This is a genomic window from Mycobacterium sp. NGS62, from assembly GCF_059812285.1.
Genome location: NZ_JCALCK010000006.1, coordinates 68,407 through 87,133, shown reverse-complemented (window position 1 = coordinate 87,133; position 18,727 = coordinate 68,407). Strand labels below are relative to the sequence as shown.

The window sequence follows — 18,727 nt, the reverse complement described above, 5'->3', positions numbered from 1 at the left end:
TGCTTTGTTAGCCCCTGGGTCATTTCGGTCGGCGTGGGGCGAAGTTAGAGGAGCGTCGATGTCGAGCGATCCGCAGACCATTCCTGCGGTGTTGGATCGCATCGCTCGCGACCTACCCGACCGTGCTGCGCTGGTCACCCCGGACCGCAACCTCACCTTCGGTGAGTTGCGCGACGAGGTGCGCAAAGCCGCGGCGGCGATGATCGGCCTTGGCCTCGGCGCCGGGGATCGGGTGGCGATCTGGTCGCCGAACACCTGGCACTGGGTGGTCGCCTGCCTGGCTACCCACTATGCCGGCGGCACCGTGGTACCGCTGAATACCCGCTACACCGCGGCCGAGGCCACCGACATTCTGGCCCGGACCGACGCCCCACTGCTGGTGGCGATGGGGGAGTTCCTCGGCGCGGACAAAGTGGCCGAGCTGCGCCGCGAGGCGCTGCCTGCGTTGCGTCATATCGTGCGGGTGCCGATCGAGGCGGACGACGGCACCTGGGACGAATTCGTCGCGCGCGGCAGCGACGTCGCCGCCGCCGACGAACGGGCCGCCGCGGTGCGCCCCGATGATGTTTCCGACGTGCTGTTCACGTCCGGCACCACGGGTCGCAGCAAAGGCGTGTTGTGCGCCCATCGCCAATCGCTGGCGGGGTCGGCGGCGTGGGCGGCCTGCGGCAAGATCACCACCGACGACCGCTACCTGTGCATCAACCCGTTCTTCCACAACTTCGGCTACAAGGCCGGCATTTTGGCGTGCCTACAGACCGGCGCCACGCTGTATCCGCAGCTGACTTTCGACCCGGAGCGGGCGATGCGGGCGGTGGCCGAGCACCGCATCACCGTGCTGCCCGGCCCGCCAACCATCTACCAGACGCTGCTGGACCATCCGCGCCGCGGCAGCTATGACCTGAGCTCGTTGCGGTTCGCGGTCACCGGCGCCGCGACCGTGCCGGTGGTGCTGATCGAGCGGATGCAGACCGAGTTGGACATCGACATCGTGCTGACCGCCTACGGCCTGACCGAATCCAATGGGTTTGGCACCATGTGCCGCGCCGACGATGGCGCCGCCACCGTGGCCACGACCTGTGGGCGCCCGATCGCCGGCTTCGAGCTCCGGATCGGTGAGCAAGGTGAGGTGCTGCTGCGCGGGCCCAACGTGATGCTCGGCTACCTCGACGACCCGGAGGCCACTGCGGCGACGGTGGACGCTGAGGGCTGGCTGCACACCGGTGACATCGGAAAGCTCGATGCCGCAGGAAATTTGCAGATCACCGACCGGCTCAAGGACATGTACATCTGCGGCGGGTTCAACGTCTATCCCGCGGAGGTCGAGCAGGTGCTGGCCCGGCTGGACGGCGTGCTCGACGCCTCGGTGATCGGCGTCCCCGATGAGCGACTCGGCGAGGTGGGTCGCGCGTTCCTGGTGACGCGACCGGGATGCGGTCTCGACGAGCAGGCGGTGATCGCCCATACCCGTGAACATCTGGCGAATTTCAAAACCCCCCGTTCGGTGAGGTTTGTCGACACGCTGCCCCGCAATCCGGGCGGCAAGGTGGTCAAACCGCTATTGCGAGAGATGTCGTAGATGGACCTTGATTTCGACGATGCGACGCTGGAATTCCAGCGTGAGGTGCGCGAGTTCCTCGCCGCGAACAAAGCGTCATTCCCGACCAAGTCTTACGATACGGCCGAGGGCTTTGAGCAGCATCGACGGTGGGACAAGGTACTTTTCGATGCCGGCTTTTCGGTGATCAGCTGGCCGCAGCGCTACGGCGGGCGGGACGCGACGCTGTTGCAGTGGGTGATCTTCGAAGAAGAGTATTTCCGGGCCGGTGCTCCCGGGCGCGCCAGCGCCAACGGCACCTCGATGCTCGCACCCACATTGTTCGCACACGGCACCGAGGAGCAGCTGGACCGCATACTGCCCAAGATGGCCAGCGGCGAGGAGATTTGGGCGCAAGCCTGGTCGGAGCCTGAATCCGGCAGCGACCTGGCGTCGTTGAGATCAACCGCTACCAAGACGGACGGCGGCTGGCTGCTCAACGGTCAGAAGATCTGGAGTTCTCGGGCACCGTTCGGCGAGAAGGGGTTCGGACTTTTCCGTTCTGATCCCCAAGCCGAGCGCCACCGCGGCCTGACCTATTTCATGTTCGACCTGAAGGCTGACGGGATCACCGTGCGCCCGATCGCCCAACTCGGCGGCGACACCGGCTTCGGCGAGATCTTCCTGGACGACGTCTTCGTGCCGGACGTCGACGTGATCGGCACCGTGCACGACGGCTGGCGGGCCGCGATGAGCACGTCGAGCAACGAACGCGGCATGTCGCTGCGCAGCCCGGCTCGCTTTCTGGCCGCCGCCGAGCGGCTGGCGCAGCTGTGGAAAGACCATGGCGACAGCACTTTCGGCGATCAGGTGGCCGACGCATGGATCAAGGCGCAAGCGTATCGACTGCACACCCTCGGCACCGTGACCCGATTGACCGACGGCGGCGAACTCGGCGCCGAATCGTCGGTGACCAAAGTGTTCTGGTCCGATTTGGATGTCGCAATCCACCAGACCGCGCTGGACATCCGCGGCGCCGACGGCGAGCTCGCCGACCCCTGGACCGACGGGTTATTGTTCGCGTTGGGCGGCCCGATCTACGCCGGTACCAACGAGATTCAGCGCAACATTATCGCCGAGCGGCTGCTGGGCCTGCCCCGGGAGAAAGCCAAATGAGATTTGACCTCGACGCGCAGCAGCGCGACTTTGCGGCCAGCATCGATGCCGCGCTTGCGGCGGCCGACGTGCCGGGTACGGTCCGCGCCTGGGCCGCCGGCGACACCACGCCGGGCCGCAAAGTGTGGACGCAGTTAGCCGACCTGGGTGTCACCGCGTTGCTGGTGCCCGAACGGTTCGACGGCCTCGACGCACATCCGGTCGACCTGGTCGTCGCGCTGGAACGGCTCGGACGCTGGTGCGTACCCGGGCCGGTTACCGAATCCATTGCGGTAGCGCCGCTTCTGCTGGGTGACGACGAGCGCTGCGCGGCGCTGGCGGCCGGAGAGCTGATCGCCACGGTCGCCCTGCCGCCACAGGTGCCGCGCGCCGTGGACGCCGATACGGCCGGGCTGGTATTGCTGGCAGACAACCGGGTGAGCGCGGCCGAAGTCGGGCAGTGCCACGAGTGCGTCGACCCCAGCCGTCGCCTGTTCGACGTCACCGCCACCGGCACGGCGTGGGATGCTGACGTCGCGCGCGCCTACGAATTCGGCGCACTGGCCACCGCTGCGCAACTGGTCGGCGCCGGGCAGGCCCTACTGGACGCGGCGGTCGACTACGCCAAGCAACGCGCCCAGTTCGGCCGGGTGATCGGCTCTTACCAGGCGATCAAACACAAGCTGGCCGACGCGCATATCGCCGTCGAGCTGGCCCGGCCGTTGGTTTACGGCGCCGCGCTGTCGCTGGCCACCGACTCCCCTGACACCGTCCGCGATGTCAGCGCCGCCAAGGCCGGGTCATCCGACGCCGCCCTGCTGGCGGCCCGCGCCGCGCTGCAGACGCACGGCGCCATCGGCTTCACCGCCGAACACGACCTGTCGTTGTGGCTACTGCGGGTGCAGGCGCTGCGGCCCGCCTGGGGTGGCGCCGCTGCGCATCGCCGACGGGTACTGGAGGCACTGTCGTGACTGATGAACGGGAACTGCTGCGCGAGACCGTCGCCGCGCTGGTGAACAAGCACGCCTCGCCCGAGGCGGTGCGCGTGGCGATGGAATCGGACCGCGGTTACGACGAATCGCTGTGGCGGCTGCTGTGCGAGCAAGTCGGCGCGGCGGCGCTGCTGGTGCCCGAGGAATACGGCGGTGCCGGCGGCAGTTTGGGTGACGCTGCCGTCGTCCTGGAGGAGCTCGGCAAGGGTTTGGTGCCCACTCCGCTGCTGGGAACCACACTGGCTGAGCTGGCGCTGCTCGCTGCCGACGAGCCGGACGCCGACACTTTGGAGCAACTGGCCGAGGGCGCGACAATCGGGGCGGTGGTGTTCGACCCCGATTATGTGGTCAACGGTGATATCGCCGACGTCGTGGTCAGCGCCGCGGACGGCAAGCTCAACCGGTGGACCGAGTTCACCGCCGAGCCCGTCGCCCCGATGGATCCCACGCGCCGGCTTGCCCGCGTCGAGGCGCAGAGCAGCACGCCACTGGGCGCCGACCCCGGCATGGCCGACACCGCGGCCATCCTGCTGGCCGTCGAGCAGATCGGTGCAGCAGCACGCTGCCTGGACCTGACTGTCGACTACACCAAGGAGCGGGTGCAGTTCGGTCGGCCGATCGGCAGCTTCCAGGCGCTCAAGCACCGGATGGCCGACCTGTACGTCGCAGTGCAATCGGCCCGTGCGGTCGTCAACGACGCGGTGGCCGAGCCGTCGCCGACAACGGCCGCGCTGGCCCGCATCGCGGCAAGCGAGGCGTTCAGCGCGGTGGCCGCCGACGGCATTCAGCTGCATGGCGGTATCGCGATCACTTGGGAACACGACATGCAGCTGTACTTCAAACGCGCGCATGGCAGTTCACAGTTGCTCGGTCCGCCTCGCGAGCACTTGCGGCGGCTCGAGTCACAGGTGCTCTAACCTGGGCGCATGACCGATCGCGTCGCGCTGCGTGCCGGCGTCCCGCCGTTCTACGTGATGGACGTGTGGCTGGCGGCCGCCGAGCGGCAACGCACCCATGGCGATTTGGTCAACCTGTCGGCGGGGCAGCCCAGTGCCGGAGCCCCCGAGCCGGTGCGCGCCGCCGCGGCCGAGGCGCTACACCGCAACCAGTTGGGCTACACGGTGGCACTCGGTATTCCGGAGCTGCGCGCGGCGATCGCCGCCGCGTACTTGAGCCGGCACGGACTGGAAGTCGACGCCGATGACGTGGTGGTGACGACCGGGTCGTCGGGCGGGTTTCTGCTCACCTTTCTGGCCTGCTTCGACGTCGGCGATCGGGTGGCGGTCAGCAGCCCCGGCTACCCGTGCTACCGCAACATTCTCGCGGCGCTCGGTTGCGAGGTCGTCGAGATCCCATGCGGACCGGATACCCGATTTCAGCCCACCGCGCAGATGCTCGCCGAGATCGACCCGCCGCTGGCCGGCGTGATCGTGGCAAGCCCGGCCAACCCGACCGGGACCGTCATCCCGCCGGCCGAGTTGGCGGCGATCGCGTCCTGGTGCGACGCCGCCGGAGTGCGACTGATCAGCGATGAGGTCTACCACGGACTGGTCTACGACGGCGCACCGCAGACCAGCTGCGCTTGGCGGACATCACGGAATGCGGTGGTGGTCAACAGCTTTTCCAAGTATTTCGCGATGACGGGCTGGCGGCTGGGCTGGCTGCTGGTACCGACCGAGTTGCGCCGGGCAGTGGACCGCCTGACCGGCAACTTCACCATCTGCCCGCCGGTGCTCTCGCAGTACGCCGCCGTCGCCGCGTTCACCCCGGCATCCGCCGCCGAAGCCGACGGGCATCTGCATCAGTACGCGATCAACCGCAGGCGATTACTTGACGGCCTGCGCGACATCGGGATCGATCGATTGGCACCCACCGACGGTGCGTTCTACGTTTATGCCGACGTCTCGGACTTCACCACCGACTCGATGAAGTTCTGCTCGAAGCTCTTGGCGGACACCGGTGTAGCGATCGCACCTGGCATCGACTTCGACACTGCCGCGGGCGGCTCCTTCGTCCGGCTGTCGTTCGCCGGGCCCGCGTCGGATATCGAGGAGGCGCTGGGCCGCATCGAGCCGTGGCTGCGGCGGTGAGCCTCGTCATTTCCGAGCACGAGCGGGCTGCGCTGGCCGAGGCGTCGCAGTTCTCGCTGTTCGCCGCAATCACCGGGCGGCGGTCACGTCGGTTCCCGGTCGGCGGCGCGATCCCTGCCGGCGCTTTGGCTTTCACCAGTAGCCGACCGGTCCAACCGCTATCCGAAGTTGAACGGGCGCTGGTGGTTTCGATGGCAGCCGGTGTCACCGGCTGGCACAGCGGCATCACACACCATCCCGGCTATGCGCCATCACTACCGAATTACTCGGGCAGCGCGACCGGTCGCACTTTCCCGTCGGCGGCCGGCTTCCACACCAGCCAGCTGTTCTTCACCGACGACACCGGCTGCTACCTGTTGCCGACCCGCGACGAGCAACCACGCGAGTCCCACAGCATCGAGGAATGGATCAGTCACACCGCGGCGTCCTACGTTCGGATTTCAGCCACCCGCCTCGAACTGCCGCGCGTGGAGCCACATATGGAGGGCCACAACATTTGGATCGGCAACCATCGGGGCAGTCTGCTGGCGTTCCCGGTGGCCGACCTCGCCGAACACTTGATGGAAAACCTGTGGTTCTTCGCTGCCAACGGCTACCCGATCGTCGACGACATCACCGGGCGCACAATCCCCGGCATCGAACAGTTTTCGTCGCTCGGGCATGCCGACGACCCGGTTCCGCTGTCATTCGTCGAGCAATACACGCTCACCGAGGCCAGCGCGGAACTCGCCATCGCCGCCAACAACGGGATGCTGGCGCTGCAGGCGATGGGCCTCGGCGGCTGGATCTACGACGGACTGAATCGGTTGTCGGTGCTCGACGGGTTGGGCTTTGCTGCCGACGATGATCAGCGGTGGCCATTCCCGAATGTCACCGGGCTATCCGGATATTTCGAGACCCTCAGCCCACCGCATGTCTCCTCGGTAGCAGCGGGCGTCGAGAAGCTCGTTGCGCGAAAGTTCGGCCCGGGCGGTCCTTTCGACGCCGATACGCCAGGGCCGTGGTCGGATTCTCCGAAGGTGCGCGGGTCCGCGTTACCGCCGGCGCGCATTCAAGAAATCGTCACCGTAGAGGCGTCCCACATCTACGACACCTTCGGCAAGCTACCCGGCACCGTGCCGACCGTGCACGTGTTGATGTATCTGCAGGCGCAACATCTCGACACCGACTTCTACGACGAGTTCTTTCTGCCGGGCGCCTACCTGCAGACCCATGCCGACCACCAGGATCGCTGGCACGGGCACTAGTCGGCTTACGATCCGAAGCATGATGGACTTCTCAGACCTGGCACAGCAGGATCAACAGGCGATCGGCAAGACGCTGCTGGCATTGCTGCGCGGGTTCGATGATCGCGACGCCGACGCGCTGGGCGCGGTGTATTCCGACGACGCCGACTGGGTCAACGCCTTCGGCACAGTCAAACGGGGACGCGATGAAATCGTCGACTACCTGAGCGGCCTGTTTCAGGATGAGAACTTCAACCGGGGCGAACTTGTCGATGCACCGGAGACGACGTTCCGCGTGTTGACAGCAGAAGTCGTTCTGGTGTCTGCGCATCTCAAAATCCGAGGACAGGGTCTGGTGGGCGGCGGGACCTTGGACCGGGACAACTTCTCGTTGCGAGCCCTGCAGCGTCAAGATGATGGATCTTGGCTCATCGTGTCGGAGATGTTTCAGGACGCCAACACCGAAACCACTTACGAGCACTGATACCACGACGAGTGTCGACAGCCTGTGCGCCTGACTGCACGAACCGCGCCTACAGCCAGGTGTCCTGGGTGGTGGTCGTCAGGAACGCCTCGAGGTCGTCGCGCCACTGGGCCGGGGTGGTCTTGTCCGGTTCGATGCCGGTGTAGTCGCCGCGGTAGAACAGCAGCGGCCTGGGTTTGATCGTCGGCACTTCGGAAAGCGACTGCACCGCGCCGAACACCACGAAATGGTCACCGCCGTCATGCACCGACGAGACCGTGCAATCGATATAAGCCAGCGAGCCGTCGATGACGGGCGAACCCAGTTGCGATGGCGTCCAATCGATCCCGGTGAACTTGTCCGGCTCCTTGGACCCGAACCTCGCGCAGACGTCCTTTTGGGATTCGGTCAGGACGTTGACGCAGAACTTCCCGCTGGCCTCGATGGCCTGCCACGAGCGTGACACCTTGGTCGGGCAGAACAACACCAACGGCGGCTCCAACGACAGCGCCGCGAATGACTGACAGGCGAACCCGACCGGAACGTCGTCGTGCACGGTGGTGATGATGGTGATCCCCGTGCAGAACTGGCCCAGCGCCTGCCGGAAGGCGCGCGGGTCAATCGGCGCGATATTCAAGCGCCGCTCCTCCTCATCGCTACGCTCTGCATCGTCGCCGGCGCGAGTCATTACTGTTCGCGCGCGCCGACCGTGAAGTCATGCCCCCACAGGCTCACGGCGGTGCTCTCCCGGGCGATCCAATCCTGGTCGTCGACTTGTCTGCCCTCGCAACCGAATTCGACGTCGAATCCGCCCGGAGTCTTCATGTAGAACGACAGCATCAGGTCGTTGACGTGCCGCCCCAGCGTGGCCGACATCGGCACCTTGCGGCGCAGCGCGCGGTCCAGGCACAGCCCCACGTCGTCGGCGTTCTCCACTTCCACCATCAGGTGCACGATGCCGCTCGGCGTGGGCAGTGGCAGAAACGCCAGGCTGTGGTGGCGTGGATTGCAGCCGAAGAACCGCAGCCAGGCCGGCGCCCCGTCGGCGGGCCGGCCGACCAGTTGCGGCGGCATCCGCATCGAGTCGCGCAGTTTGAAGCCGAGCACGTCGCGGTAGAAGTGCAGCGCCTCGGCGTCGTCGCGGGTGGAGAGCACCACATGGCCCAGTCCCTGCTCCCCGGTGACGAACTTGTGTCCGTACGGGCTGACGACTCGGCGGTGCTCCAGCGCGGCGCCGTGGAAGACCTCCAGGCAGTTGCCCGAGGGATCCTGGAACTGGATCATCTCGTCGACGCGCCGGTCCGCCAGCTCGGCGGCGGTGGCTTCCTTGTACGGGGTACCCTCCACGTCGAGGCGGCCCCGGATTTCTTGCAGACCTTCGGCATTCGCGCATTCCCAGCCCGCCACCGAGAGCCGGTCGTGTTCACCGGGCACAATCACCAGCCGCGCCGGGAAATCGTCCATCCGCAGATACAGTGCGCCCTCGACATTGCCTTTGCCCTCGACCATGCCCAGAACCTTGAGCCCGTACTCGCGCCAGGCGGCCATGTCAGTGGCCTCGATGCGCAGATAACCCAGTGAGCGGATGCTCATCACGCACCTCCCAGGAAATCAATCGTCAGTTTGTTGAACTCGTCGAACTTCTCCACCTGTGCCCAGTGTCCACACTGCCCGAAGACGTGCAGTTGCACACGTGGAATCGTCTTCACCGCGACCAGCGCCCCGTCCAGCGGGTTGACCCGGTCTTCGCGCCCCCAGATCAGCAGCACCGGCTGGCGCAACCGGTAGGCCTCGCGCCACATCATGCCCAGCTCGAAGTCACCCGACGAGAACGATTTACCCATCGCCTGGGTGGCCGCCAGCGACTCCGGCGTGCTCGCCAGCTCGAACCGCTGGTCGATCAGTTCGTCGGTGATCAGCTTCTGGTTGTAGACCATCACCCGCAGGAAGGACTCGAGGTTCTCCCGGGTCGGCGTCATCGAGAACTTCGACAGCCGTTTCACGCCCTCGGTGGGATCCGGTGCGAACAGGTTGACGCTCAATCCACCGGGGCCCATCAGCACCAGTCGCCCGGCCCGGTCCGGGTAGTCCAGTGCGAACCGGACCGCGGTGCCGCCGCCGAGCGAATTACCCACCAGCGGAACACGTTCCAGTCCCAGCTGGTCGAAGAGGCCCTTGAGCGCCCTGGCCGCATACCGGTTGAACTGCCCATGCTCTGGCCGTTTGTCGGAGTGGCCGTAGCCGGGCTGATCGACGGCCAGGACGTGAAACCGTTCGGCGAGTACCGCGATGTTGCGGGACCAGTTGGTCCAGCTCGACGCACCCGGGCCGCCGCCGTGCAGCAGCACCACAGTTTGCGGATTGCCCACGCCGGCCTCGTGGTAGTGCAGTTTCAGCGGTCCGTCGACGTCGACGTCGACGTAACGCGACGTGGATTCGAACGTCAGCTCGTCGGTTGCGGTCATCAGACCATCGTGTCGCCGGGGGGCAGCCCGAACTCGTGGTTTCCGAAGATGACGTAGGCGCGCTCGGGGTCGTTGGCCGCATGCACCCGGCCGGCGTGCGCGTCGCGCCAGAACCGCTGCACCGGAGCGTCATTGGCCAGCGCCGTAGCGCCCGAGGCCTCGAACAGCCGGTCGATCGACGAGATCGCCCGGCCGGTGGCGCGGACCTGGTCTCGCCGCGCCCGCGCCCGCAGCTCGAACGGGATCTCCTTGCCGGCGGTCAAACACGCGTACTCGTCGCTGACGTTGCCGATCAGCTGGCGCCACGCCGCGTCGATGTCGCTGGCGGCCTCGGCGATGCGGACCTTGGCGAACGGATCGTCTTTGGCCTTCTCGCCGGCGAACGCCGCCCGCACCCGCTTTCCCTGATGCTCGACGTGCGCATCGTAAGCGCCGTAGGCCATCCCGACGATCGGCGCCGAAATAGTTGTGGGATGCACCGTGCCCCAAGGCATCTTGTAGACCGGCGCGGTGTTGGTCTCATACCCGCCCGCACTACCGTCGTTCATCGCCTTGTAGGACAAAAACCGGTGCCGCGGCACGAAGACGTCCTTGGCGACGACGGTGTTACTGCCGGTGCCGCGCAGCCCGACCACATGCCACACGTCGTTGATCTCGTATTCGCTGCGGGGGATCAAAAAGCTGCCGAAGTCGACCGGCCGGCCGTCTTTGATGACCGGACCGCCCAAAAAGGCCCAGGTGGCGTGGTCGCAGCCCGACGACCAGTTCCACGAGCCGTTGACCAGATAGCCGCCGTCGACCACGGTGCCCGCCCCCATCGGAGCGTAGGACGACGAAATCCGCACCGTCGGGTCGTCGCCCCAAACCTCCTCCTGGGCTTTCTGGTCGAACAGCGCCAGATGCCAGTTGTGCACGCCGATGATCGAGCCCACCCAGCCGGTCGAGCCGCACGCGCTGGCCAGCCGTCGCGCCGCCTCGTAGAACAAGGCCGGGTCGCACTGCAGGCCGCCCCACTGCTCGGGTTGCAGCAGCGTGAAGAAGCCCACGTCGTCGAGCGCCTTGACGGTCTCCTCGGGCAACCGGCGCAGATCCTCGGTCGCCTGGGCCCGCTCCCGCAGCTGCGGAAGCAGGTCGTCGATGCCGGCTAGGACCGACTGCGCGTCACGCTGTTGAATGGACGTCACTGCTGATGCCTCCTGGGAGTGCTGACTTACCACAGAGACTAGAACACGTTCCGATTTGTGTCGAGCAGGGTATTCCTGCGGCTGGTAGCGATAGGTGGCCAGGTTTCTGTAACCTGTTCTAGTTACGACAGAAGGAGGGCCGGGTGACGACGACGGACACCGTTCCCGACGAGCCGCTCGGCAGCCACGTCCTCGAACTGCAGATCGCTGACGTCGTCGCCGAGACCGACGATGCGCGATCGCTGGTGTTCGCGGCACCCGACGACATCCCGGCTGACCGGCTGCGCTATGCGCCCGGCCAGTTCCTGACCCTGCGGATTCCCAGCGAGCGCACCGGCTCGGTGGCACGCTGCTACTCGCTGTGTAGCTCTCCGTTCACCGACGAAGCGCTCACCGTGACCGTCAAGCGCGACAAGGACGGCTACGCGTCGAATTGGCTGTGCGACCACGCCCACGCCGGGATGCGGATCCATGTGCTGGCTCCGTCGGGCAACTTCGTGCCCAAGACGCTCGACGCCGACTTCCTGCTGCTGGCCGCCGGCAGCGGGATCACCCCGATCATGTCGATCTGCAAGTCGGCGCTGTCCGAAGGCAGCGGGCAGGTAGTGCTGTTCTACGCCAACCGCGACGACCGCTCGGTGATCTTCGGCGATGCGCTGCGAGAGCTCGCCGCGAAATACCCCGACCGGCTGACCGTCGTGCACTGGCTGGAGTCGCTGCAGGGGCTGCCCAGCACGACGGCGCTGGCGCAGTTGGCTGCGCCCTACACCGACCGGCAAGCGTTCATTTGCGGGCCCGGGCCGTTCATGCAGGCCGCCCGCGAGGCGCTGCAGTCTCTGGACGTGCCCGGCGGCCAGGTGCATCTCGAGGTGTTCAAGTCCCTGGACTCCGATCCGTTCGCGGCGGTGACAGTCGAGGATGACGGCGACGAGCCGCCGGCCACCGCCGTCGTCGAGCTCGACGGTGAAACGCACACCGTGTCGTGGCCGCGCGGCGCCAAGCTGCTCGACGTGTTGTTGGACGCCGGCCTCGACGCGCCGTTCTCCTGCCGGGAGGGCCACTGCGGGGCGTGTGCCTGCAGTCTGCGCAAGGGCAAGGTGAACATGGAGGTCAACGATGTCCTGGAGCAGCAGGACCTCGACGAGGGGCTGATCCTGGCCTGTCAGTCCCGTCCGGAGACCGATTCGGTCGAAGTCACCTACGACGAGTGATCGCGGGCGTTAGGTTCTGCTCATGAGCAAACATCTGGTGGCGGCAGTGACGGGCGTTGCACTGGCTTTGGTGATGGCGCCGCCGTCGTCGGCGGCAAGCAACACGGCCACCACCCTCATGCCGGTCGACGAGGGCACCCAGCTGGAAACCCGCGCTCTGCTCGACTGCCATGGCGCTACGGGCAGCTGCGACTTCACCGTCGGCGCCAACCTTCGCACTCCGGAGGGAGCGGCCGGATTTCCGTCGGGCCTGTGGGCCCGGCAGAGCACCGAATTCCGCACGTTGAACCGGCTGGTCTACCTCGACGTCCATGCCGACGGTCAGAACGAGCGGATCCAGAAGCAGGGCGGGACCGACGTGATGACCGACATCTACATGGGTGAGGGCCCGCCGGAGAAATACCAAAGCACCGGCCGGATCGACGCAACGGATTGGCGTACCGGGCAACCGAAGACCGACGTAAACGTCATCATGTGTACACACATTCAAGTGGTCTACAGCGGAGTGAATCTCACGTCGCCGAGCACCTGCGCACAAACTGGCTTTTCCTAAGCGCCGAGCGTCGAGTTGTTGGGCGAAATCTGGCAATTGAGCCCAACAAGTCGACGTTGGGCCGATGTCGGCGGGTCAGCGCGGCAGGCCCAACAGCCGCTCGGCGGCCAAGGTCAGCAAAATTTGTTCGGTGCCGCCGGCGATGGTCAAACAGCGGGTGTTGAGGAAGTCGTGCACCGTCTTGTTCTCCACCACGCCCCGGCCGTCGGATAACTCCATCCGGAATTCGGACAGCGCCTGACGGTAGCGGACTCCGATCAGCTTGCGGGCGCTGGACTCCGCGCCGGGATCCTGACCGCCCACGGCCAACTGCGCAATACGCTGATCCAGCAGCGAACCCACCTGGGCCGAGAGAATCAGCGCACCAAGCCGGTCCTGCTCGCTGACGTCAAGATCAAGCGCGGCGACGGTGCGCAGTACCTCTTCCATGGGATTGTCCAGCGCGGTGCCCGCCGCCATCGCCACTCGTTCGTTGGCCAGCGTGGTGCGGGCCAGCCGCCAGCCGTCATTGACCGCGCCGACCACCATGTCGTCGGGAACGAACACGTCCTCCAGAAAAACCTCGTTGAACAAGTCGTCGCCGGTGATCTCGCGCAGCGGCCGGATGTCGACCCCGGGCGAGGACATCTCGACCAGGAAATAGGTGATGCCTTTGTGTTTCGGCGCGTCGGGGTCGGTGCGTGCCAGGCACACTCCCCACTGCGCCTTGTGCGCCGCCGACGTCCACACCTTCTGCCCGGTCAGCCGCCAGCCGCCGTCTACGCGGACGGCTTTGGTTCGCAGCGACGCCAGGTCCGAGCCGGCGCCCGGCTCGGAAAACAGTTGGCACCAGAGGATTTCACCGTTCAGGGTGGCCGGAATGAAGCGCTCGATCTGCTGCGGTGTGCCGTGTTCGAGAATCGTCGGCGCAGCCCACCAGCCGATCACCAGATCTGGCCGCTCCACGCCAGCCGCCGCCATCTCCTGGTCGATCAGCAGCTGCTCGGCCGGTGAAGCGTTGCGCCCGTAGGGCGTCGGCCAGTGCGGTGCCTGCAGTCCGGCCTCCGCCAGCGCCCGCCGGCGCTTCTCGACAGGCAGCGCGGCGACCTCCGTGACCGCAGCGCTGATGTCGGGGCGCAGATGCGCCACCGAATCCAAGTCGATGTGCAGCTCGCGCCGAATGCCCTGCTGCGTCAACGTTGCAACCCGACGCAGCCAGCGTGCCCGGCCGCCGAGGAACTGGCCGATGCCGTAGGCACGGCGCAGGTACAGATGCGCGTCGTGCTCCCAAGTGATGCCGATGCCGCCGAGCACCTGGATGCAGTCTTTGACGTTGGCCCTGGCGGCCTCGATGCCCGTCGCGGCGGCGACCGCGGCGGCAATGGACAGCTGCTGATCACTGGCGTCGGTGGCGGCTGCCGTCGCTGCATCACTGGCGGCGATCGATGCCTGCTCGGCCCGCAACAACATTTCCGCGCACAGGTGCTTGATCGCCTGAAAGCTGCCGATCGGCTTGCCGAATTGCTCGCGCACCTTTGCGTACTCGGTGGCAGTGTCCAGCGCCCACCGCGCGACGCCGGCGGCCTCGGCTGCCAGCACGGTGGCGGCGAGGTCTTCCGCGCGCTGTGCCGCTACCGGAAGCATCGCCGCGGCCGCGGAGTCCAGCGTCACGCGCGCTAAGGGCCGGGAGAAGTCCGTGGCACCCAGCGGCTCGACCGTGACGCCGTCGGCCGCAGCGTCGATGACCAGCCAGCCATCGGCGGCCGGCACCAGCAGCACACCGGCCGGGTCGGCCCCCAGCACGTAGTCGGCGCTGCCCGACGCCCGGTCGTTGTCCAACCGGACATCGGCCGACAACGCGACACCCGCGGTGCGCTCCCCCGACGCCAACGACTCGAGCAGCGCGCCATCGGTGACGAGCAGGGTGGCCAGCGCGGTAGTTGCCACCGGACCCGGGACCAGGGCTTTCGCGGCCTCGTCGACCATGGCGCAGAGGTCATCGGTGCTGCCACCGGCGCCACCGCAGTCCTCGGAAATCGCGACCCCGAACAGCCCCAGACCGGCCAGACCGTCGAAAACCGGCCGCCAGGCCTCGGGCTTGCCCTGCTCGCTGTCGCGGATCGCGGCCTTGGAACTAGACCCGGCTGCCCAATCGCGCACCAACTGACGCGCCGCGAACTGTTCGTCAGTGGTGGTCGCTGGCACGATCGGCTCCTAATTCGGTGTAACAAGGGCGCTAAGCAACACTAGAACGTGTTCTAATAGTGCCAGCGATCGACCGTCAAGTCGAACGCCATCGCAGCAGGACACCCCGGTGTCCCGGCCGCACGGAGGTGGGAAATTCGCGTTCGGCATGCGTATCGTTTGACAGCGAAACGCACGAAGAAGGAGCTGCCCGTCAGATGTCGTCGCCAGCGAACAGCGGCTCGGGCCGCGCGTCGGATGCGCAGCCTCGTGAGGTCATGAACGTGGCGGTACTGGCCGAGTCCGAACTCGGGTCCGAAGCGCAGCGGGAGCGCCGCAAACGCATCCTGGACGCGACGATGGCGATCGCCTCCAAGGGCGGTTACGAGGCAGTTCAGATGCGGGCGGTGGCTGACCGCGCCGACGTGGCGGTGGGCACGCTGTACCGGTATTTCCCGTCCAAGGTGCATCTGCTGGTGTCGGCGTTGGGCCGGGAATTCGAACGCATCGATGCCAAGACCGACCGGTCCACGTTGACCGGCGGGACACCTTTCCAGCGGCTGAACTTCATGGTCAGCAAACTCAACCGGGCAATGCAGCGCAACCCGCTGCTGACCGAGGCCATGACCCGGGCCTACGTGTTCGCCGACGCCTCGGCGGCCGGCGAAGTCGACCATGTCGAGAAGCTCATCGATTCCATGTTCGCCCGCGCGATGAGCGACGGCGAACCGACCGAAGATCAGTACCACATTGCCCGGGTGATCTCGGATGTGTGGCTGTCCAACCTGCTGGCCTGGCTCACCCGGCGGGCCTCGGCGACGGATGTGAGCAAACGACTGGACCTGGCGGTGCGACTGCTGATCGGCGATCAGGAGGGGCCGGCGAGCTAGCTCGGCGGCCCGGCTGTGCGGCCGCGGATCAGCTCGGTGTCCAATATTTCCACGGACGGCTGAATATCGTTGCGGTGCAACAGTTCGCCGGCGCGACGGCCTTTCTGCAGGCTCGGCTGGGCTACCGTGGTCAGTCCGCGCCGCCGCGCCTCCGGCACCCCGTCGAAGCCGGTGACGGTCATCTGGCCCGGGACGTAGATGCCGCGCCCGCGCAAGTAATCCATGGCCGACAACGCCAGTACATCAGCAGTACACATCAGTGCGGTGATCCGCGGGTTGGCCGCCAATGCGACCTCGGCGGCGATACCGCCCGCGGTCGGCGTGTGGTCGTAGCTTTCCACCACCGTCAGCGCGTCTGGGTTCAATCCGGCCGCGGCCATTGCCTCGCGGATACCAGTTACGCGTTCGCCCTGCACCTGAAACATCGCTGACTGCAGGCGCTCGGCGCCGACCAGGCCCTGGCGACGCTCACGGTGCAGCCGCATCGTCAGCACACCGATTTCGCGGTGGCCCAGATTCAGCACGTGGTCGGCAAGCTGACGCATCGCCGCCCGGTCGTCGATGCCCACCTGGGACGCGCCGGCGACGTTCTTGGGCTGGTCGACCACGACGACAGGCAGCCGTCGCTGCAGCGCGACCTGCAGATAGGGGTCGTCCACCGCCACCGAGTACACCACGAAGCCGTCGACTCCGGCGGCGAGCACCGACGCCGTCCCCTCGGCAACCGTCCGGCTCGGACCGACCGCCACCAACATCAGCCCCTGCCCCAGCTCTTCGCACGACTGTGCCAGTCCTGCAACGAAATCCAGCGCTGCGGGATCACGAAAGGAATAGGTCAGCGGTTCGGTGCTCACCAGACCGACCGCCCCGGCCTTGCGGGTACGCAACGACCTTGCCACCGGGTCCGGTCCGGGGTACCCCAACCGCTTCGCCGCGGCGAGCACCCGCTCACGCAACTCGGCAGAGAGTTGGTCGGGCCGGTTATAGGCATTCGAAACGGTGGTCCGCGACACCTTGAGTTCCGCGGCCACCGAGGCCAGGGTCGCCCGCCGGCGCGGCGTGGGACTCCTGGACATGCTCACTGACGGTACAACGATCCCGGCCTTAAGCTAGCGACCGTGGCCTGTGTGGATCTCAACGCCGACTTGGGCGAGGGGTTCGGTGTTTGGCGACTCGGCGACGACGACGCCATGCTCGGTATCGTCACCAGCGCCAACGTGGCCTGCGGTTTCCATGCCGGCGACCCGGCCGGGCTGTTACGGGTCTGCCGGGCGGCTGCCGCACGGGGCGTGCGCATCGGCGCCCAGGTCGGCTACCGCGACCTGGCCGGATTCGGCCGCCGTTACATCGACGAGACGCCCGAGGACCTGCTCGCCGACGTCGTCTATCAGATCGGCGCGCTACAGGGGCTTGCAGGAGCCGCCGGCTCGTCGGTGTCGTACGTCAAACCCCATGGCGCGCTGTACAACACGATCATGTCGAACCGGGTACAGGCGGCCGCCGTCGCCGAGGCGGTGCGCATTGTGGACGCCGACCTGCCGGTGCTAGGCCTGGCGGAGTCGATGTTTTTCGACGAGGCCGGCCGGCGAGGGGTGCGTACCGTCCCGGAGGCTTTCGCCGATCGCGCTTACCGGCCGGACGGCCAGTTGGTGTCCCGACGCGAACCCGGCGCCGTGTTGCACGACCCGACGGCCATCGCCGAGCGGGTGGTGACGATGGTGACAACCGGACAAGTCACCGCGGTCGACGGGACAGTGGTCACGCTGCAGGCCGAATCGGTCTGTGTCCATGGCGATTCACCGAACGCGGTGCAAATCGCCACCGCGGTGCGGGAACGGTTGACAGCGGACGGTATCGACGTGAAAGCGTTCAGCTGATGCGGCTACGCCCCGGCCGGCCCGACATCGCACGGTATTCGCACCGGTTCACCGTCCCGCCCGCCAAAACCGATGCGCCGCTGACGGTGACGTGGATGGGAGTATCGACGCTGCTGTTCGACGACGGCTCTGCAGCGCTGATGACCGACGGCTACTTCTCCCGGCCCAGTCTGTCGCGGGTGGCGCTGCGCAAGGTTTCGCCGTCGCCGGCCCGGGTGGACGGGTGCCTGGCCCGGGCCAAAGTGGCCCGACTGGCGGCCGTGGTACCGGTGCATACGCACATCGACCATGCATTGGACTCGCCGCTGGTGGCTGATCGCACCGGCGCGCAACTGGTCGGAGGCGAATCAGCGGCCAATATCGGCCTCGGCTACGGCCTTGCCGAGGACCGCTTGATGGTGGCCACACCGGGTAAGCCAATTGCGCTGGATCCCTTCGAGATCACGCTGATCGAGTCGCACCACTGCCCGCCGGACCGGTTTCCCGGCGCGGTCACCGCGCCGGTGGTTCCCCCGGTGAAGGCGTCGGCCTACCGCTGCGGGGAGGCGTGGTCGACTTTTATCGAACACCGCCCCTCGGGTCGGCGAGCATTGGTCCAAGGCAGTGCCGGATTCGTGAAAGGCGCCCTGGCCGGGCAGCGCGCCGACGTGGTCTACCTCGGCGTCGGTCAGCTCGGCTTGCAGCCAAAGACCTACCTCGTCGACTATTGGACGGAAACGGTGCGCGCGGTCGGCGCACGCCGGGTGGTGCTGATCCATTGGGATGATTTCTTCCGCCCGCTCTCAAAGCCATTGCGGGCGTTTCCATATGCGGTTGACGACTTGGATGCTTCCATCCGCATCCTCGACGGGCTGGCCGCGGCGGACGGCGTCCCGCTGGATATGCCGACCGCCTGGCAGCGCGAAGATCCCTGGGCCTGAA

General features: G+C 66.8%; 18 protein-coding genes. 12 read left to right on the top strand and 6 right to left on the bottom strand.

Annotation, left to right across the window (positions count from 1 at the left end):
• The first annotated feature begins 58 nt into the window (after nucleotides 1-58).
• Genes fadD3 through AC5Y49_RS16870 form a run of 7 tightly spaced genes read left to right on the top strand, consistent with a single transcriptional unit; the run spans nucleotide 59 to nucleotide 7,484 of the window.
• On the top strand, nucleotides 59-1,579 hold the full coding sequence (gene fadD3 / locus AC5Y49_RS16900) for a 3-((3aS,4S,7aS)-7a-methyl-1,5-dioxo-octahydro-1H-inden-4-yl)propanoate--CoA ligase FadD3 (protein ID WP_499889015.1): 1,521 nt from the start codon (nucleotides 59-61) through the stop codon (nucleotides 1,577-1,579).
• The gene (locus AC5Y49_RS16895) at nucleotides 1,580-2,713 is read left to right on the top strand and encodes an acyl-CoA dehydrogenase family protein (protein WP_499889013.1); all 1,134 of its coding nucleotides are present in this window, start codon (nucleotides 1,580-1,582) and stop codon (nucleotides 2,711-2,713) included.
• Nucleotides 2,710-3,663 carry an acyl-CoA dehydrogenase family protein gene (locus AC5Y49_RS16890; RefSeq protein WP_499889011.1) on the top strand — a complete coding sequence of 318 codons (954 nt, stop codon included), beginning with the start codon at nucleotides 2,710-2,712 and terminating at the stop codon, nucleotides 3,661-3,663. The genes AC5Y49_RS16895 and AC5Y49_RS16890 overlap by 4 nt, the downstream gene beginning before the upstream one ends.
• Nucleotides 3,660-4,601: an acyl-CoA dehydrogenase IpdE2 gene (gene ipdE2, locus AC5Y49_RS16885; RefSeq protein ID WP_499889009.1), complete on the top strand. Its 942-nt coding sequence runs from the start codon at nucleotides 3,660-3,662 to the stop codon at nucleotides 4,599-4,601. The genes AC5Y49_RS16890 and ipdE2 overlap by 4 nt, the downstream gene beginning before the upstream one ends.
• Nucleotides 4,602-4,610: 9 nt before the next feature.
• Nucleotides 4,611-5,774 (top strand): pyridoxal phosphate-dependent aminotransferase, encoded by a 1,164-nt coding sequence (locus AC5Y49_RS16880; protein ID WP_499889007.1) that lies wholly within the window; start codon nucleotides 4,611-4,613, stop codon nucleotides 5,772-5,774.
• Nucleotides 5,771-7,021 (top strand): hypothetical protein, encoded by a 1,251-nt coding sequence (locus tag AC5Y49_RS16875; protein ID WP_499889005.1) that lies wholly within the window; start codon nucleotides 5,771-5,773, stop codon nucleotides 7,019-7,021. The genes AC5Y49_RS16880 and AC5Y49_RS16875 overlap by 4 nt, the downstream gene beginning before the upstream one ends.
• Before the next feature lie 19 nt (nucleotides 7,022-7,040).
• Nucleotides 7,041-7,484 carry a YybH family protein gene (locus tag AC5Y49_RS16870; protein WP_499889003.1) on the top strand — a complete coding sequence of 148 codons (444 nt, stop codon included), beginning with the start codon at nucleotides 7,041-7,043 and terminating at the stop codon, nucleotides 7,482-7,484.
• Between the two features lie 49 nt (nucleotides 7,485-7,533).
• Here the strand turns inward: AC5Y49_RS16870 and hsaB are convergent, their stop codons facing one another.
• From hsaB to hsaA, 4 genes are read right to left on the bottom strand one after another with little or no spacing between them, the layout of a single operon-like run.
• Nucleotides 7,534-8,151, bottom strand: a complete 618-nt coding sequence (gene hsaB, locus AC5Y49_RS16865) for a 3-hydroxy-9,10-secoandrosta-1,3,5(10)-triene-9,17-dione monooxygenase reductase subunit (RefSeq protein WP_499889002.1) — start codon at nucleotides 8,149-8,151, stop codon at nucleotides 7,534-7,536.
• Complete coding sequence (hsaC, locus tag AC5Y49_RS16860) at nucleotides 8,151-9,056, bottom strand: iron-dependent extradiol dioxygenase HsaC (RefSeq protein WP_499889001.1); 906 nt, start codon at nucleotides 9,054-9,056, stop codon at nucleotides 8,151-8,153. The genes hsaB and hsaC overlap by 1 nt, the downstream gene beginning before the upstream one ends.
• Nucleotides 9,056-9,928 (bottom strand): 4,5:9,10-diseco-3-hydroxy-5,9,17-trioxoandrosta-1(10),2-diene-4-oate hydrolase, encoded by an 873-nt coding sequence (hsaD, locus tag AC5Y49_RS16855; protein ID WP_499888999.1) that lies wholly within the window; start codon nucleotides 9,926-9,928, stop codon nucleotides 9,056-9,058. The genes hsaC and hsaD overlap by 1 nt, the downstream gene beginning before the upstream one ends.
• Nucleotides 9,928-11,112: a 3-hydroxy-9,10-secoandrosta-1,3,5(10)-triene-9,17-dione monooxygenase oxygenase subunit gene (gene hsaA / locus AC5Y49_RS16850; protein WP_499888997.1), complete on the bottom strand. Its 1,185-nt coding sequence runs from the start codon at nucleotides 11,110-11,112 to the stop codon at nucleotides 9,928-9,930. Before hsaA ends, hsaD begins: the two co-directional genes overlap by 1 nt.
• A 143-nt stretch (nucleotides 11,113-11,255) precedes the next feature.
• Here hsaA and AC5Y49_RS16845 point away from each other — a divergent pair, with 143 nt between their 5' ends.
• Entirely contained in the window at nucleotides 11,256-12,323 is a 1,068-nt protein-coding gene (locus AC5Y49_RS16845; RefSeq protein WP_499888995.1) for a 2Fe-2S iron-sulfur cluster-binding protein, read from the top strand.
• 22 nt (nucleotides 12,324-12,345) lie between these two features.
• Nucleotides 12,346-12,876, top strand: coding sequence for a hypothetical protein (locus tag AC5Y49_RS16840; RefSeq protein WP_499888993.1), 531 nt, complete (start codon nucleotides 12,346-12,348; stop codon nucleotides 12,874-12,876).
• A 75-nt stretch (nucleotides 12,877-12,951) separates the two neighbouring features.
• On the opposite strand, the gene AC5Y49_RS16835 is transcribed toward AC5Y49_RS16840, so the two are convergent.
• On the bottom strand, nucleotides 12,952-15,060 hold the full coding sequence (locus tag AC5Y49_RS16835) for an acyl-CoA dehydrogenase family protein (RefSeq protein ID WP_499888990.1): 2,109 nt from the start codon (nucleotides 15,058-15,060) through the stop codon (nucleotides 12,952-12,954).
• 263 nt (nucleotides 15,061-15,323) lie between these two features.
• On the opposite strand from AC5Y49_RS16835, the gene kstR reads away from it, so the two are divergent.
• On the top strand, nucleotides 15,324-15,929 hold the full coding sequence (kstR, locus tag AC5Y49_RS16830; RefSeq protein WP_499889291.1) for a cholesterol catabolism transcriptional regulator KstR: 606 nt from the start codon (nucleotides 15,324-15,326) through the stop codon (nucleotides 15,927-15,929).
• On the opposite strand, the gene AC5Y49_RS16825 is transcribed toward kstR, so the two are convergent.
• Complete coding sequence (locus tag AC5Y49_RS16825) at nucleotides 15,926-17,005, bottom strand: Rv3575c family transcriptional regulator (RefSeq protein WP_499888987.1); 1,080 nt, start codon at nucleotides 17,003-17,005, stop codon at nucleotides 15,926-15,928. The genes kstR and AC5Y49_RS16825 overlap by 4 nt on opposite strands.
• A 42-nt stretch (nucleotides 17,006-17,047) precedes the next feature.
• Here AC5Y49_RS16825 and AC5Y49_RS16820 point away from each other — a divergent pair, with 42 nt between their 5' ends.
• Together AC5Y49_RS16820 and AC5Y49_RS16815 are read left to right on the top strand one after the other, a co-directional pair.
• A complete protein-coding gene (locus AC5Y49_RS16820) occupies nucleotides 17,048-17,806 on the top strand; it encodes a LamB/YcsF family protein (RefSeq protein ID WP_499888983.1) in 759 nt (252 codons plus the stop codon).
• Entirely contained in the window at nucleotides 17,806-18,726 is a 921-nt protein-coding gene (locus AC5Y49_RS16815) for an MBL fold metallo-hydrolase (RefSeq protein ID WP_499888980.1), read from the top strand. Before AC5Y49_RS16820 ends, AC5Y49_RS16815 begins: the two co-directional genes overlap by 1 nt.
• Nucleotide 18,727: the final 1 nt, after the last annotated feature.

Bases quoted from the DNA above. Each gene is read 5' to 3' on its own strand.
- AC5Y49_RS16825 (WP_499888987.1), bottom strand. From the start codon at position 17,005: ATGTCCAGGAGTCCCACGCCGCGCCGGCGGGCGACCCTGGCCTCGGTG.
- hsaC (WP_499889001.1), bottom strand. From the start codon at position 9,056: ATGAGCATCCGCTCACTGGGTTATCTGCGCATCGAGGCCACTGACATG.
- AC5Y49_RS16890 (WP_499889011.1), top strand. From the start codon at position 2,710: ATGAGATTTGACCTCGACGCGCAGCAGCGCGACTTTGCGGCCAGCATC.
- AC5Y49_RS16815 (WP_499888980.1), top strand. From the start codon at position 17,806: ATGCGGCTACGCCCCGGCCGGCCCGACATCGCACGGTATTCGCACCGG.
- AC5Y49_RS16840 (WP_499888993.1), top strand. From the start codon at position 12,346: ATGAGCAAACATCTGGTGGCGGCAGTGACGGGCGTTGCACTGGCTTTG.
- hsaD (WP_499888999.1), bottom strand. From the start codon at position 9,928: ATGACCGCAACCGACGAGCTGACGTTCGAATCCACGTCGCGTTACGTC.
- fadD3 (WP_499889015.1), top strand. From the start codon at position 59: ATGTCGAGCGATCCGCAGACCATTCCTGCGGTGTTGGATCGCATCGCT.
- hsaB (WP_499889002.1), bottom strand. From the start codon at position 8,151: ATGACTCGCGCCGGCGACGATGCAGAGCGTAGCGATGAGGAGGAGCGG.
- AC5Y49_RS16870 (WP_499889003.1), top strand. From the start codon at position 7,041: ATGATGGACTTCTCAGACCTGGCACAGCAGGATCAACAGGCGATCGGC.
- AC5Y49_RS16880 (WP_499889007.1), top strand. From the start codon at position 4,611: ATGACCGATCGCGTCGCGCTGCGTGCCGGCGTCCCGCCGTTCTACGTG.
- AC5Y49_RS16895 (WP_499889013.1), top strand. From the start codon at position 1,580: ATGGACCTTGATTTCGACGATGCGACGCTGGAATTCCAGCGTGAGGTG.